Here is a 14502-nt window from a genome sequence, read left to right as displayed (position 1 = left end):
CCGCCGTATCAGGCCTGTGGCAACCGCAGTTGTGGCCGATACCAGCGACGGTAGTGGCGATGGCGATGGCGACCGCGGCAGCGGCGATGGCGATGGCAACGACGGGCCAATGGCAATGGCAACCCAAACGCGAATGCCGGACGTTGCCCCGAACCTGTAGGAGCCGGCTTGCTGGCGAACCGGTCAGGTCAGACACCCACGATGTGTTTGATTTACCGCGTTCGCCAGCAAGCCGGCTCCTACAGATAACCGCAGCGTCAGGACAATGTGATGAGTCTGCGGTGATCAGCCGCCCGATGCACCGCCGTATCAGGCCTGTGGCAACCTCGGTGGTGGCCGATAGCTGCGACGGCAGCGGCGATGGCGACCGCGGCGATAGCGGTGGCAGCGGCAGTGGGAGCGGCGATGGCAATACGAACGCAAATGACGGAAGCTGACCCTAAAACCTGTAGGAGCCGGCTTGCTGGCGAACCGGTCAGGTCAGGCACCCACGATGTGTTTGATCAAGCGCGTTCGCCAGCAAGCCGGTTCCTACAGATCGCCTCCAGCCCGGTGCGGTTTCTGCATTGGGCGCTCTGTACACCGAAACCACCTGCTGCAACAAAAAAGGCCCCGATCCTCGGAGCCTTTTCGTCAGTGCAGCAAGCAAGGTCAGCTTTGCGGGCCGCTTCCCTGGGCCAGCCCGAACATCAACAACAGCAGATCATGGTCAGGCCTGGCGGCATCACTGACCTTGGCCACGCGAGGCAATGGGCAATGGCCTTCGCCATGCACCGCACTCAAAATCCGTGGCCCGGGTTGCTCCCAGGCAGCCATCGCAATGGACGTCACGCCCAGTGCCCCGACCAAAAACAAACCTCGTGCCATTTCTAACTTCATCGCTGTAAACCTTTGATGGGTCTGCCAAACGCGGTCTCGTAAAAGTAGACCAGCTTGGTCCAGTCCGCAGGCTGAAACGACGAGTGGCGACGCAGTTGTTTCATGTCGTGCTGTGCCGCGGCATAGGCCGTCAGCCGCTGCCGGCACTTCTCCAGGTCCAGCAACGCAACCTCGGCCCTGGCGTTGGAGCCTTCGCCCACGACCCGGACGAATACATGCTTGATGTAGATGCAGCTGTGCTGCCATCGGCCTTTGTGCATGCGGGCAAGGTTATTGGCCAGCTCTTTGAGCATCTGCTCGTAGACCGCTTCGCCGTACTGCTCGCGTCCGCCGGCACGCAGCCAGTTCTCGAATTCGTCGAAACCGTCGAGCGACGCCGTGACCAGCAATGCACGCCATTCGTTGTTCTCGTCGCGCTCGGCACCACAGAACACCATGCGCGGCACGTTCACATCAAGCTGACGCAGGCCCTCCAGCGCATCGCGCTCACGCAGCACGGTCGGGCGGCCGAACGGGTGCAGCCAACTGCGGTAGATATGGCCTGTCTGGCGCTTCACATACAACAGTCGACCGTTCTCCGAGACGACACGCTGCACGCCACTTTCTCCACCGCGGCGCACGTTGGGCTCTTCGACCCACTCACCGCGCGTGTTCCAGAAGTAGGCGAAGCGGTCCTTGGCGGGGACGGTTAACTCTGTTGCGAAATCCACGGCCATTCTGTTACCTCTTACGTAATAGATACACACGCCACATGGCGTACATCGGCAGGAAATCCAGGCGCTCCTGAATCCGAAACCCTGCCTGTTCAAATTCGGCCTCAACGGTGGCCACCGGCAGCACAAAGCGATTCTGATAATCATGCTTAGGCCGCGAACCCTCGGCGCGCTTGCGCTTCCAGGCTTTGAAATTGCCATCTACCCACAGCGACACGATCACACTGTCCCGCGTCACGCGGTGAAACTCTTTCAGCAGTACGGCGCGGTCTTCAGCCTTGCCGATGTGGTGCATCAACCGCATGCAAAAAATGCTGTCCACTGCGTTGTCCGGCATCTCGATGGCAAATGCGGAGGTCTGTAAGGGCTGAACCAGCTTGACGATCTCCGCAGGCTGCGACTCGCACGCCACCTTGACCATCGCCGCCGAATTGTCCGCCCCGATAATCACCCGGTTGGCCTTTTCAGCCAGTACAGGCCAGAAACGTCCCGCGCCGCATGGCAGGTCCAGCACCAGGCCCGGTTCGCCCGCCAGCGCCAATGCGCGACGTGCCAGCTGTTTGTCCCGGCGATCAGACAAGCGTCTCGCCAGACCGTCCTTGTGTTTGCGCAGGTATTTTTGCGCGTGCTCGTCGTCGTACTTGCGTGAAAAATCCAGCTCGATCCGCTTGCTCATGACTGCATCTCCTGAAATGACACGCCACGCTAAGCAGCGGGGCGTGATTCTCAGGTCAGTCAAATGTGAAAAAAACGTCCGAAAAAGTGAAGTTATGTTACGAGATTTTTCAAGGACTTAGGGCTAGCATACGGCCATATACGGATGATTTTCACCAGATTTACACAGACGATACATTTGTCGGTGACAACCGCGCCGGGTCTTTGCCGGGGCGTTTGCCCATGTCCACGCTGAACCTGCAGCCATTGGGCTCCATCGTGTCCAGGCTAACCGTCCAGCCCTGGTTTTCGCAGATCCGCTGGACCAGTGACAACCCGAGACCGAGCCCTTCCCCGCGCTGTTCGGTGCCGCGCACGAACGGCTGGAACATCGCAGCGCGTTTTTCTTCGGGGATGCCTACACCGGAATCTTCAACCATGAATCCGCCCTCCCGCAGCGTCAGCCGGATGAAGCCGGTGTCGGTGTAGTGCAGAGCGTTGCGCAGCAGGTTGCCCATCACTGCGTACAGGAAGGTCGCGTTGTAGGCAGTGTCCGAGGGGTTGCCGGGTAGATATTCCAGCAACAGCCCTTTGCGCTCGATAGGTTCGCGCCAGAGGCTGATCAATTGTTGAGCAGCCCCTTGCAATGTCAGTTGCGGATGCAGGGCAAGATCATCGCGCTGAGTACGGGCGAGCATCAGGAAGGTTTGCACCAGGTCGCGCATTTCTTCGCACGCCCGCGCCACGCGCTCGACCTGAGCCCGGGCGCGCTGGTCCAGCGCCGGGTTCTCCAGCAACAGCTCGCAGGAACTCGCCAGCACCATCAACGGTGTGCGCAGTTCGTGGCTGACGTCGCTGGTGAACATTCGCTCGCGGGTCAAGGCGTCGCGCAGACGGCCCAATGTGGCGTCGAATGCCACGGCCAGCTCCCCCACCTCGTCAGCCGCGTAATCCGGGGCCAGCGGTGGCGCAAGACCGAGCAGTTGATCGCGATGCCGGACCTGTCGCGCCAAGCGCACGACGGGGGCCATCACCCGACGCGCCAATATCCAGCCGAGGAACACCGCCAGTGCCAGCGCCAACACGAAGCCCACCAGCACGACCGCGAACAGTACGCGCTCCCGCTCTTCAAAGTCGCTCTGGTCCTGCAGCAAGACATAATGGCGACCATCCACGATTTCGACCATGGCGTGGTACGAAAGCGGGCCGCGAAACACCTCGTGAAAGCCTGGCTCCAGATGTCGCAGATCCTTCGGCAGCTCGAAGTCCCCCGGCCCGCCGCTGAAGTAAAACAGCTGATCAGGCTCGGGCCGGTGGCTCCAGTCATTGACGCTGTCCATCAACAGCAAACGCGTCAGATCGCCGCCCAGCCCGGCTGAAATCAACTTCTCTTCGACCAGGTGCACGGTTGCGACGATGCCCATCGCGAAGCACCCGGCAACCAGCGCGCTCATCAACGCGAAGGCGATGATGATCCGTTGGGCAAGGCTTTGCTTAAACTCCATCACGCCCCTCGGCGAGGCGGTAGCCGACACCATGAACGGTCTGCAGCAGCGGTTTGGCGAATGGTTTGTCGATGACCTGTCGCAGCTGGTGGACATGGCTGCGCAAGCTGTCGCTGTCGGGGCAGTCATCGCCCCACAGGGCTTCTTCGAGGACCTCGCGACGCAAGACATGCGGGCTCTTCTGCATCAGCACCGCCAGCAACTTCAGCCCGACCGGGTTGAGTTTAAGCAGCCGGCCTTCGCGGGTCACTTCCAGCGTATCGAGGTCGTAAATCAGGTCGGCGACCTGCAAGGTACGCCGGCCTCCGCCCTGCGCACGGCGCAATACCGCCTCGATCCGAGCGGCGAGTTCCGACAGCGCGAAGGGTTTGAGCAGGTAGTCGTCGGCGCCGGACCGGAAGCCCTGGAGGCGGTCATCCAGCTGATCGCGGGCGGTAAGCATGATCACCGGCGTGTCGCGACGTGCGTCTTCACGCAGGCGTTTGCAGAGGGTGTAGCCGTCAATGCCTGGCAGCATGATGTCGAGCACGATCAGATCGTAATGCTCGGTCGCCGCCAGGTGCAGGCCAGAGAGACCGTCTTGCGCGCAATCAACCGTGTAGCCCTTCAAGCCGAGGTAATCGGCGAGGTTTGCCAGGATGTCGCGGTTGTCTTCAACCAGCAGAATTCTCATGGCGCATGTCTCCCTGTGCGGTGTGGCGAGACCCGGGATGCGGCTTGAGGCGCCGCTCAACGAGGTCGGAGTTGGCGGCAGCTTACGGCGATGTGCGCTCAAGGGCCAGCACCGCCGTGCATAACGTTTTTTTCACCGCGGGTTCACGACGCCGCGACAGCACGCTGCTCAGACTTCGCACCGCTGCGGGTCAATGCACCCGAGCCTCTCCCCTCGCCCAACACACGGGATTCGCCATGTCATCCGCACTCGAACGGCCTGCCTCACCACCGATCAATCCCTGGATTTACCTGGGCATCCCGGCCGTGACGGCGATCGTCCTGGTGCTGCTGGAATTGACGTCCCTGGACATGGACATTGCCAAGCTGGCCTATGACCCGGCGGCGGGCGAGTTCATCGGCAGGCACAGCTTTTTCCTAGAAGACGTTCTGCACGACCGCGCCAAAGAAGCGGTGATCGCCATCGGCGTGTTGTCCTTCGTGAGTTTTATTGCATCGTTCTTCGTCAGCGTGCTGAAACCCTGGAAGCGCGAACTCGGGTGCATGGTGCTGTCCATGGCGTTGTCGACCAGCTTCGTCACGCCGGTCAAAGTCGTGACGTCGGTGCAGTGCCCTTGGAGCCTGAAGGAATTCGGCGGTCAGGAGACCTACAGCGAATTGCTCAGCCCCCGCCCTCAAACCGACAAACCCGGACGCTGCTGGCCCGGAGGTCACGCCGCCACCGGCTTCACGTTATTCGCTCTGTTTTTCGTATTTCGCGACCGCAAGCCGCGTCTCGCCAAAGCCGGACTGATCTTCGCGGCGGGGCTGGGCACCGTATTTTCCATCGGCCGCATGCTGCAGGGCGCCCACTTCTTCTCCCACAACATATGGACGGCAGTGTTTTGCTGGCTGCTGTGCCTGGGGGCGTATTACGCCGTGCTGTACCGACCGGCAAAGAAGAAGGACCTGGCGGTGAGTGGGGAAGTGGTTTCGGGGTAATCGCCTATTTCAGGATGACGCAGAGCGTCACGGTATGCACGCCCACGTAGCGCTTGGGAACGATCGTAGCGGAAGCGTTGGCGTTCCAACCCAATTTGTAGGAGCCGGCTTGCTGGCGAACGCGTTTCTTCAGCCAACGGCCGCGTAGCTGACCTATCGCATTCGCCAGCAAGCCGGCTCCTACAGTGCATTACGTGCAGCCTGGAATCAGTGCATTACGTACAGCCTGGAATCGGTGCATTAGGTGCAGCATAAAATCGTTTACTTCGGTGCAGGCACAGGGACTCAAAATGCGCTCATAAAAAAACCCCGCCGAAGCGGGGTTTTTTACATCGGGGTACGGCTGGCTTACATCATGCCGCCCATGCCACCCATGCCGCCCATGTCAGGCATGCCGCCACCGGCTGGCTTGTCTTCTGCCACGTCAGCAATCATCGCTTCAGTGGTGATCATCAAGCTGGCAATGGAAGACGCCGCCTGCAGAGCAGAACGGGTCACCTTCGCCGGGTCCAGAATACCCATCTCGATCATGTCGCCGTATTCGCCGCTCGCAGCGTTGTAACCGTAGTTACCGGTGCCCTGCTTGACCTTGTCGACCACAACACTAGGCTCGTCGCCCGAGTTGGCCACGATCTGACGCAGTGGCGCTTCAACCGCACGACGCAGCAGAGCGATACCGACGTTCTGGTCAGCGTTGTCGCCACGCAGTTCGGAAATCGCCTGCAGCGAACGAACCAGAGCAACACCACCGCCAGGTACCACGCCTTCTTCGACGGCTGCACGGGTAGCGTGCAGGGCGTCTTCAACGCGGGCTTTCTTCTCTTTCATTTCAACTTCGGAACCAGCGCCGACCTTGATCACTGCAACGCCGCCCGACAGCTTGGCCAGACGCTCTTGCAGCTTCTCTTTGTCGTAGTCCGACGAGGTGTCGCCGATCTGCTGACGGATCTGCGCGATGCGACCGTCGATGTCGGCACGAACGCCAGCACCGTCGATGATCGTGGTGTTTTCTTTGTTCAGCACAACGCGCTTGGCGTTACCCAGGTGTTCCAGGGTAGCGGTTTCCAGGCTCAGGCCGATCTCTTCGGAGATAACGGTACCGCCAGTCAGGACAGCGATGTCCTGCAGCATGGCCTTGCGACGGTCGCCGAAGCCAGGGGCCTTGACCGCTGCAACCTTAACGATGCCGCGCATGTTGTTCACGACCAGCGTCGCCAGGGCTTCGCCTTCAACGTCTTCAGCTACGATCAGCAGAGGACGGCCGGCTTTGGCAACAGCTTCCAGGACTGGCAGCATTTCGCGGATGTTGGAGATCTTCTTGTCAACCAACAGCAGCAGCGGGCTGTCCAGCTCGGCAACCATGGTGTCCGGCTTGTTGATGAAGTACGGAGACAGGTAACCACGGTCGAACTGCATGCCTTCAACAACCGACAGTTCGTTTTCCAGACCCGAACCTTCTTCAACGGTGATAACGCCGTCTTTGGTTACGCGGTCCATTGCTTCAGCAATGATGTCGCCGATGGAGTTGTCGGAGTTGGCCGAGATGGTACCCACCTGGGCAATTGCCTTGGAGTCGGTGCAAGGCTTGGACAGCTTCTTCAGCTCGGCAACAATGGCGATGGTTGCCTTGTCGATACCGCGCTTGAGGTCCATCGGGTTCATGCCGGCAGCGACGGCTTTCAGGCCTTCGTTGACGATAGCCTGAGCCAGAACGGTAGCGGTGGTGGTGCCGTCGCCCGCGTCATCGTTGGCACGGGAGGCAACGTCTTTGACCAGCTGCGCGCCCATGTTTTCGAAACGGTCTTTCAGCTCGATTTCTTTGGCAACCGACACACCGTCTTTGGTGATCAGCGGAGCGCCGAAGCTTTTTTCGATGATGACGTTACGGCCTTTTGGGCCCAGAGTTGCTTTTACAGCGTCGGCCAGGACGTTTACACCGGCCAGCATTTTTTTACGGCCAGCGTCGCCGAACTTAACTTCTTTAGCAGCCATGATCGTTATTCCTTAAATACTTTGTAGTAACGGGAAAGGGGGAATCAACTCAGCCTTCGACGACCGCGAGAATTTCGTTCTCGCTCATCACCAGCAGGTCTTCGCCGTCTACTTTCACAGTGTTGCTGCCGGAGTACGGGCCAAACACCACTTTGTCACCCACTTTCACGGCCAGCGCACGTACTTCACCGTTGTCCAGGATGCGACCGTTGCCGACAGCGAGGATCTCGCCACGGTTTGGTTTTTCAGCAGCCGAACCAGGCAGCACGATACCGCCAGCAGTTTTTGTTTCTTCTTCGCTGCGACGGATTACGACGCGGTCATGCAGAGGACGAAGCTTCATTGTCGATCTCCTAATTATGGTTTTTAAACGCCCGGTGCAGACACCGGCGGGTTAAACATCCGGACTTGCCGGTTACGGTTCGCGAGCGAACCGCAGAATACGGTCTGACGAAATGCGCCAGAAACCTTGCGGTGACCCATACATAAGGGCGTGCTGGTCGATTACAAGGCTGAGGACAGAAAATTTTTGCAGAAATGACAGACGCGAAAATGGGCACGGCACCCGCAGGTGCCGTGCTTTAAAGCCATGAACGTCACTTTTTATCGACGGGCTCGTACTCGCCTTCGATGACCTCGCCCTCGATCACTTCAGGACGACGGGCCTCGGGGCGGGCGGCACCGGGATGCATGGAACCTGCGGAATGCATGTCCTCGGCAAACGCTCGCTGGCGCGATGCCTGGGCTTCGGCGCGGCGGCGAACCTTGCCGACGATCAGGCGACGGGTGAAAGGCATCAGGCAGAGCAGACCCAGCACGTCGCTGATGAACCCCGGCAGCACAAGCAAACCACCGCCAACCGTCATCATCAGACCATCCAGCATTTGCTGGGCAGGCAACTCGCCACGCGCCAGACTTTGCCGGGCGCTCATTGCAGTGGCCAAACCGGCCACCCGCACCACGAATATGCCCAGCATCGACCCACCCACGACCAGCAGGAAGGTCGGCAGGAAGCCGATCGACATCCCGACTTTCACCAGTACGAACAGCTCAAGCACCGGAAAAAGCAATAAAAGCAGAAGAAAAACGCGCATCAAAATGAGTTCCTGAACGGAAGAAGGCTTCCAGTAAACCTAACGTGACGTCGCAAAGTCGTTAATTCAAGCCTCGACCTGTTCCAAAGCCGGCCATTTTTCAGCGTGAGCCAGCTGGACCAAGGCTTGGCGGACTTGTGTCGGCGTATTACAGGGCTCGGCGAACGCCAGCCAGTACAAACTTTGACCGATGCGCAGGTGCATGCCCTCGCTGTCGATGCCCACCAGGACAGCGGGCAGCGTGGCGGGCAATCCGGCCAATTCGACGTAGTGGGCGATGGCTTTGGTGTGATCATCGTTCATGTGCTCGACCATGCCGATCTCGGCAGGGCCAGCGAACGGATTGGCCAGGGCAACGTCGTCCAGCCAGTGGATGGCGCCAAACCCACCAATGTAGCGATAGCGCACAGGCTTGAGCACCCAGAAGTCGAAGTCGTGAGCGCTGTGGTAGCTCTCGGATTCCGGGAAATAGCGGTAGTAGCGCTGCGCCGCAGCCTCGATGCGAACCCCGTCGGTGATTTTCTCGGCCTCGGCCATCAGCGTAACGCGCCCTACTGCCTGGACGTCCTCAGCGCCCCGCTCGCCCACCAGCAACGAGCATTTGGCGTCGAGCTGCAGGTTATGGGTGTGCTGCGCAATGCGGCTGATCAGGATCAGCGGCCGGCCTTCATCGTCCAGGCAGTAAGGCACCACGGAGCCAAACGGATAACCCGGCATCGACTTGGAATGGGTCGACAGTACGCCCCGGTATTCCTTGAGCAGCAAGGCTCGTGCCTGCCGGTTGGCGCTGTTGCTCATGTGGGCTCCTGAACGAATCTGTTTGAAATATCGACGAACGCAAAGCGCACGGCGCGCCAACCCGTCACACGATAATCGCTATCGCGCGAACGTGCCAGATTGAGGGAGAGTGACGATTTGCAGAGGAATTCGAGTAAAAGACGCTGCGAGCCGGCCCTGCAGATCACTCGATCTGCAGGCGCCTGATTGCCCGGCAGAAAAAACTTACCAGGCCACACCGAAACCAGCGGTGTAACGGGTCTTGTCGAGGTCCCCGTTATCCGAACCGCTGATGATGTCTTTCTCGGCCTTGAGGTTAAGCGATGCCCACTCGGTGACCTTGTAACGCAGCCCCACTTCTGTCTCGAGGCTGTAATCGGCCACGCCACTGATGGGTTTGCCCACCTCACCGTTGGTGAAGAACTCAACCTTCTTGCCGATCAGGTAGCGGTTGTAATCCCACGTGCCGGACACGGAATAGAAGTTGTCTTTTTCGCCGTTGGAATATTCGAAATCAGTGCGGTTAAGCAGCGCGCCAACCTTGAATGCGCCCAACTCGTCGTCCCAGAACTGATAACCAGGACCGGTACCGACCGTGCGCTGACGCGCGAGGTCTTCAATGGTGTCGCGCTTGTAGGTGATGCGACCGTCCCAGAACCATTTTTCTGTCAGGAACCGGTCGACCGAGTATTCGGCGTCCCAGTTGTTGGTGGTGGTGAGGCTGTCCTGCGACTCGCGGTTGTATTCGCCCTTGGCGTTATGGCGCCATTGGCCATGGGTCGCGGAGGTCTTGAAGGCGATGTTGTAATCGTCGGTGTCGTTCTCGGCGCGCTGGAAGTCCAGCGCGGCATCGATGTTGCCCTTCCAGACCAGATCGGTCACCACCGGCTTGGGCTTCATGATCTGCTGGATGCTCGCCAATTCGACTGTCTTCGGCGCATCGCCGTTGGCCAGTGTGACTTTGCCGTCTTCGGCTGGCTGCAGCGACTTGGAAATCTCGCCAGTGGTAGCGTCCTGCTTGACCAGAAGGTGCTGGTCACTTTCCAGCGTCTTGATTTCCTTCCAGTCCAACGGAACGTCGCCCGCATATTTGGTATTGAGCAACAGCTTGCCGCCGTCGAAGACCTTGATAGTCCCCGTCATCTTGTCACCGTTTTTCAACCAGACGGTGTCAGCGAGCAATGGGGTTGAAGCACTGGCAATAGCAACGCACAACAGGGTTCTGGACAACATAAGCAACGACAAGGCTCTGGTTCGGGGAAAATCGGGCATTATCCGGATGGACAACGTCTAGGCAATCGGCGGACCGCCGACACAGGTATCACTGACAGTAGGAAATTTCCCAAGTTCCTTATCGAAAATTCCCGTTCATCCTTTATACAGGAACGAATGCTTGATCGAACAATCACCGCCGGACACCGATCCTGCAGGCCTTACTCCAGCAGAGGCGCGGCGCACGGCGCTCTACCTCACCTTGCATCAAGTGCCGGAAGGCAAAGTGATCAGTTATGGACAGCTGGCCGAGTTGGCCGGTTTGGGACGAGCGGCGCGCTACGTGGGCAGAACGTTGAGTCAGTTGCCCCAAGGCAGCAGCCTGCCGTGGCATCGGGTGCTGGGCGCGGGCGGGCGCATCAGCCTGGCGCCCGGAACGCCGTCTGGCGAGGAGCAACGCGCGCGTTTACGAACAGAAGGCGTGACCATCCGTAACAATCGTGTGGATATGGTGCGCCATGGCTGGCGCCCGATGGAGCACAACGGTTAGAGTGCGCGCTTTGTTTACGTAACCTGAGGCAGATTCCAGCCCATGCCCCGCAAAACCTGGCGCGCCGCGCTCGCCGCATATGCCAGCCCCTCTACACTTGTGCTCCTTTTGCTCGGCTTCGCCGCGGGCATGCCCTACATGTTGGTGTTTTCCACGCTCTCGGTCTGGCTGCGTGAAGCCGGCGTTGCCCGGGAAACCATCGGCTACGCCAGCCTGATCGGCCTAGCCTACGCCTTCAAGTGGGTCTGGTCGCCGCTGCTTGACCAATGGAGCCTGCCTTTACTGGGCCGGCTGGGCCGACGCCGCTCATGGCTGGTGCTGTCGCAGTCGCTGGTGACGCTGGGCCTGATCGGCATGGGCTTCTGTGATCCACAGCAGCATCTGTCCTGGCTGATCGCGATCGCCGTGCTGGTAGCGTTTTCCTCCGCGACTCAAGACATCGCCATCGACGCCTACCGGCTCGAAATCGCCAGCGACAGCCAGCAGGCCACTCTCGCCGCCAGTTACATGGCCGGCTACCGTGTGGCCGCCCTGCTGGCCACCGCCGGCGCGTTGTATTTTGCCGAAGGCTTTGGCTCCACCGGTTTTGCCTACAAGCACTCGGCGTGGGCCGGTACATACGTCCTGTTCGGCCTGCTCATGGTTCCGGCGCTGATCACCAGTCTGATCATGCGCGAACCTGCTGTGCCCATGCGTACGCAGTTGTCAGCGGCGCGCTACGGCTTCGCCCACCAGTTGGCGTCGGTGTTCGTGCTGATCATTCTGTTGGTGTCGGTACCAGCGATGTTCACCCAGCTGTACAACACCGACTTCGCCAGCGTGCTGTTTCAGGGCACGACCTGGAAAGACCTGCTGATGGAGGACCGCGCCTTTCTGCGCGCGATCCTCTACACCCTGCTGACCGTGGCCTGCCTGTCGTCCATGGGCCGTCGCGGGCTCGCGCCCGTGCTGACGCCGATCAACGATTTCATTCTGCGTTATCGCTGGCAGGCTTTCCTGTTGCTGGGGCTGATCGCCACGTATCGCATGTCCGACACGGTCATGGGCGTGATGGCGAACGTGTTCTACATCGACCAGGGCTTCACGAAGGATCAGATCGCCAGCGTCAGCAAGATTTTCGGCCTGGTGATGACCTTGGGCGGCGCGGCGTTCGGCGGGCTGGCAATCGTGCGTTTCGGGATACTGCCAATCCTGTTCATTGGCGGTATCACTTCGGCAGCGACCAATCTGCTGTTCCTGATGCTGGCCGACATGGGCCCGAACCTGAAAATGCTCATCGTCACGATCTCGCTGGACAACTTCAGCTCGGGCCTGGCGACATCAGCGTTCGTGGCTTACCTGTCGAGCCTGACCAACCTCAAGTTCTCCGCCACTCAATACGCGCTGCTCAGTTCGATCATGTTGCTGCTGCCCCGCCTGATCGGCGGCTATTCCGGGGTCATGGTGGAAAAGCTGGGTTATCACAACTTCTTCCTGGCAACCGCTCTGATGGGCGTTCCAACGCTGTTCATGATCGCCCTGCACTGGGCCCAGGAAGCGCGCCGGGAAGCACGCGAAGAAGCGGCAGAAGGCGAAGAGCCCGCGAAGCCTGTGGATTCAGTTCTATAAGACGGTCGCCGGCTAACCCAGGTCCGTAGGAGCCGGCTTGCTGGCGAACCGGTTTTATCCGCCACCATTGCCGGCACCTGACCCACTGCTTTCGCCAGCAAGCCGGCTCCTACAAATTGAATTACGCCCCGATATTCGCTCGCGACGTTCGCTGCAAGCCGGTCTTACAGAACGAGATGCCAATCCAATAGCCGGATCGCCATTCACGCTTGCGCAAACTGCTGCCCCTCATCAACAAAAAGCCCCGAACTCTCGAAAGTCGGGGCTTTTTGGTTTCTACGATCAGCGTTACGCCTTCGCGGGCTGCTCTTCCTGCACCACGCGAATTACCCGTTGCGGGAACGGGATGTCGATGTTGGCGGCGCGCAAGCGGTCGCGGATTTCCGCGTTGAAGCGGTTCGAGACATCACCGAAGTCGCCGGTCTTGGTCCATACGCGCAGCGACACCGTGATCGAGCTGTCGCCCAACGCCGCCACCACCGCTTGCGGCGCAGGGTCCTGCAGGACACGCGGATCATCCGCCATGTCCATCAGCACCTGCAGCGCTTGCTTGAGATCGGCTTCGTAATCGATGCCTACATCAAAGGTGATTTTGCGCGTCGGCTGACGGTTGGTGTTGGTGATGATGCCGTTGGACAGATTGCCGTTGGGCAGGATGACGGTCTTGTTGTCCCCTGTACGCAGCACGGTATGGAAAATCTGGATGCTGTCGACGGTGCCCGAAACGCCTTGCGCCTCGATCCAGTCGCCGATGCGAAACGGACGGAACAGCAGAATCAAAACCCCGCCAGCGAAGTTCGCCAGACTGCCCTGCAACGCCAGACCGATGGCCAGACCTGCCGCACCAATGGCGGCCACAAACGAGGTGGTCTCAACCCCTATCATCGAGGCGACGCTGACGATCAGCAGAATCTTCAGGATAATATTGGCGATGCTGCTGATGAAGCCTTGCAGCGCAAGGTCGACATGACGCAGCGCCAGCAGCGCGCCCACTCGGGAGGTCAGCCTGTTGATCAGCCACCAACCCACCACCAACACAATCAGTGCCAGCAGCACCTTGCTGCCGTATTGCATGACCATCGGGATCCAGGCCTGAGACGCCTTCACCAGATGGTCCACTTGGCTGTTCAAATCCAAGTCCATCAATTTCTCCTCGGGGTCGCGACGTGGAATGCTGAACTGACGGCGCCGGGCCGGCCCGTCATTTCAGCCTGACCTGCATTCCGACGCGCAGGAGCCTCGCGGGTTCCTGCGCAATCTGAATTGCCGGCCAAAGCGCAGGATCAATCGCGGAAGTTGTTGAACTGCAGCGGCATGCCGAACTCATGGCCACGCAGGGCGGCAATGGCCTCTTGCAGGTCATCACGCTTCTTGCCGGTGACGCGCACTTGCTCACCCTGGATTGCAGCCTGCACCTTGAGTTTGGCTTCTTTGATGTGGGCGACAATCTTCTTGGCCAACTCTTTGTCGATGCCTTCCTTGAGCGTGGCTTCCTGCTTCATCACCTTGCCGGAGGCATAGGGGTCCTTGAGTTCCAGGCACTGCACATCGATCTTGCGCTTGACCAGAGCCAGCTTGAGGATCTCGATCATGGCTTCGAGCTGAAACCCTTCCTCGGCAGTCATCTTGATCAGCAGGTCTTTTTCCGTGAACTCGAAGCTGCCTTTGCCTTTAAGGTCGTAGCGGCGGTCCAGCTCCTTGATCGCGTTGTCGACGGCATTCGTGACTTCGTGTTTATCCAGTTCGGACACTACGTCGAACGAGGGCATTTAGATTCTCCAATTGATGCGGCGCGGCTCGACATGTGAATGGAGCACGCCTGACTTGACGGTATGAAAGCCCGGTCATTATAACGAGACTTTTCC

Annotated in this window: 15 protein-coding genes; 3 read left to right on the top strand and 12 right to left on the bottom strand. The window is 59.6% G+C overall.

What is annotated here, in order from left to right:
- Positions 1–651 precede the first annotated feature (651 nt).
- The 5 genes from QRN48_RS13940 to colR all read right to left on the bottom strand — a co-directional run bounded on the left by QRN48_RS13940 (position 652) and on the right by colR (position 4424).
- Complete coding sequence (locus QRN48_RS13940; protein WP_037014616.1) at positions 652–879, bottom strand: hypothetical protein; 228 nt, start codon at positions 877–879, stop codon at positions 652–654.
- Positions 876–1595, bottom strand: a complete 720-nt coding sequence (locus tag QRN48_RS13935) for a lipopolysaccharide kinase InaA family protein (RefSeq protein ID WP_037014619.1) — start codon at positions 1593–1595, stop codon at positions 876–878. The genes QRN48_RS13940 and QRN48_RS13935 overlap by 4 nt, the downstream gene beginning before the upstream one ends.
- Before the next feature lie 4 nt (positions 1596–1599).
- Positions 1600–2268, bottom strand: a complete 669-nt coding sequence (locus QRN48_RS13930) for a class I SAM-dependent methyltransferase (protein ID WP_191942974.1) — start codon at positions 2266–2268, stop codon at positions 1600–1602.
- A 160-nt stretch (positions 2269–2428) separates the two neighbouring features.
- Complete coding sequence (locus QRN48_RS13925) at positions 2429–3751, bottom strand: sensor histidine kinase (protein ID WP_191942973.1); 1323 nt, start codon at positions 3749–3751, stop codon at positions 2429–2431.
- The gene (gene colR, locus QRN48_RS13920; RefSeq protein WP_037014624.1) at positions 3741–4424 is read right to left on the bottom strand and encodes a two-component system response regulator ColR; all 684 of its coding nucleotides are present in this window, start codon (positions 4422–4424) and stop codon (positions 3741–3743) included. Before colR ends, QRN48_RS13925 begins: the two co-directional genes overlap by 11 nt.
- A gap of 236 nt (positions 4425–4660) precedes the next feature.
- On the opposite strand from colR, the gene QRN48_RS13915 reads away from it, so the two are divergent.
- Positions 4661–5404 carry a phosphatase PAP2 family protein gene (locus QRN48_RS13915; protein WP_285351175.1) on the top strand — a complete coding sequence of 248 codons (744 nt, stop codon included), beginning with the start codon at positions 4661–4663 and terminating at the stop codon, positions 5402–5404.
- Positions 5405–5752: 348 nt separating this feature from the next.
- Here the strand turns inward: QRN48_RS13915 and groL are convergent, their stop codons facing one another.
- The 5 genes from groL to QRN48_RS13890 all read right to left on the bottom strand — a co-directional run bounded on the left by groL (position 5753) and on the right by QRN48_RS13890 (position 10500).
- Entirely contained in the window at positions 5753–7396 is a 1644-nt protein-coding gene (gene groL, locus QRN48_RS13910) for a chaperonin GroEL (protein ID WP_037014628.1), read from the bottom strand.
- A 49-nt stretch (positions 7397–7445) separates the two neighbouring features.
- Complete coding sequence (locus QRN48_RS13905) at positions 7446–7739, bottom strand: co-chaperone GroES (protein WP_037014630.1); 294 nt, start codon at positions 7737–7739, stop codon at positions 7446–7448.
- A 253-nt stretch (positions 7740–7992) separates the two neighbouring features.
- A complete protein-coding gene (locus tag QRN48_RS13900) occupies positions 7993–8490 on the bottom strand; it encodes an FxsA family protein (protein ID WP_285351172.1) in 498 nt (165 codons plus the stop codon).
- A gap of 66 nt (positions 8491–8556) precedes the next feature.
- Positions 8557–9288, bottom strand: a complete 732-nt coding sequence (locus QRN48_RS13895; protein WP_285351170.1) for a HugZ family pyridoxamine 5'-phosphate oxidase — start codon at positions 9286–9288, stop codon at positions 8557–8559.
- A gap of 204 nt (positions 9289–9492) precedes the next feature.
- A complete protein-coding gene (locus QRN48_RS13890; protein WP_037014637.1) occupies positions 9493–10500 on the bottom strand; it encodes a DUF481 domain-containing protein in 1008 nt (335 codons plus the stop codon).
- A gap of 163 nt (positions 10501–10663) precedes the next feature.
- Here QRN48_RS13890 and QRN48_RS13885 point away from each other — a divergent pair, with 163 nt between their 5' ends.
- Positions 10664–11029 (top strand): MGMT family protein, encoded by a 366-nt coding sequence (locus QRN48_RS13885; protein ID WP_037017343.1) that lies wholly within the window; start codon positions 10664–10666, stop codon positions 11027–11029.
- 42 nt (positions 11030–11071) lie between these two features.
- Positions 11072–12637 carry an AmpG family muropeptide MFS transporter gene (locus QRN48_RS13880; RefSeq protein ID WP_037014640.1) on the top strand — a complete coding sequence of 522 codons (1566 nt, stop codon included), beginning with the start codon at positions 11072–11074 and terminating at the stop codon, positions 12635–12637.
- A gap of 288 nt (positions 12638–12925) precedes the next feature.
- On the opposite strand, the gene QRN48_RS13875 is transcribed toward QRN48_RS13880, so the two are convergent.
- The gene (locus QRN48_RS13875; RefSeq protein WP_037017346.1) at positions 12926–13774 is read right to left on the bottom strand and encodes a mechanosensitive ion channel family protein; all 849 of its coding nucleotides are present in this window, start codon (positions 13772–13774) and stop codon (positions 12926–12928) included.
- Between the two features lie 146 nt (positions 13775–13920).
- Positions 13921–14406 (bottom strand): YajQ family cyclic di-GMP-binding protein, encoded by a 486-nt coding sequence (locus tag QRN48_RS13870; protein ID WP_037014643.1) that lies wholly within the window; start codon positions 14404–14406, stop codon positions 13921–13923.
- Positions 14407–14502: the final 96 nt, after the last annotated feature.

Origin of the sequence: Pseudomonas sp. ME-P-057, from assembly GCF_030208975.1 — a bacterium.
GTDB lineage: Bacteria > Pseudomonadota > Gammaproteobacteria > Pseudomonadales > Pseudomonadaceae > Aquipseudomonas > Aquipseudomonas lutea.
The sequence above is the reverse complement of the archived record's forward strand: the minus strand, read 5'-3'. Positions and strand labels throughout refer to the sequence as shown.

Bases quoted from the DNA above. Each gene is read 5' to 3' on its own strand.
- QRN48_RS13940 (WP_037014616.1), bottom strand. From the start codon at position 879: ATGAAGTTAGAAATGGCACGAGGTTTGTTTTTGGTCGGGGCACTGGGC.
- QRN48_RS13935 (WP_037014619.1), bottom strand. From the start codon at position 1,595: ATGGCCGTGGATTTCGCAACAGAGTTAACCGTCCCCGCCAAGGACCGC.
- QRN48_RS13930 (WP_191942974.1), bottom strand. From the start codon at position 2,268: ATGAGCAAGCGGATCGAGCTGGATTTTTCACGCAAGTACGACGACGAG.
- QRN48_RS13925 (WP_191942973.1), bottom strand. From the start codon at position 3,751: ATGGAGTTTAAGCAAAGCCTTGCCCAACGGATCATCATCGCCTTCGCG.
- colR (WP_037014624.1), bottom strand. From the start codon at position 4,424: ATGAGAATTCTGCTGGTTGAAGACAACCGCGACATCCTGGCAAACCTC.
- QRN48_RS13915 (WP_285351175.1), top strand. From the start codon at position 4,661: ATGTCATCCGCACTCGAACGGCCTGCCTCACCACCGATCAATCCCTGG.
- groL (WP_037014628.1), bottom strand. From the start codon at position 7,396: ATGGCTGCTAAAGAAGTTAAGTTCGGCGACGCTGGCCGTAAAAAAATG.
- QRN48_RS13905 (WP_037014630.1), bottom strand. From the start codon at position 7,739: ATGAAGCTTCGTCCTCTGCATGACCGCGTCGTAATCCGTCGCAGCGAA.
- QRN48_RS13900 (WP_285351172.1), bottom strand. From the start codon at position 8,490: ATGCGCGTTTTTCTTCTGCTTTTATTGCTTTTTCCGGTGCTTGAGCTG.
- QRN48_RS13895 (WP_285351170.1), bottom strand. From the start codon at position 9,288: ATGAGCAACAGCGCCAACCGGCAGGCACGAGCCTTGCTGCTCAAGGAA.
- QRN48_RS13890 (WP_037014637.1), bottom strand. From the start codon at position 10,500: ATGTTGTCCAGAACCCTGTTGTGCGTTGCTATTGCCAGTGCTTCAACC.
- QRN48_RS13880 (WP_037014640.1), top strand. From the start codon at position 11,072: ATGCCCCGCAAAACCTGGCGCGCCGCGCTCGCCGCATATGCCAGCCCC.
- QRN48_RS13870 (WP_037014643.1), bottom strand. From the start codon at position 14,406: ATGCCCTCGTTCGACGTAGTGTCCGAACTGGATAAACACGAAGTCACG.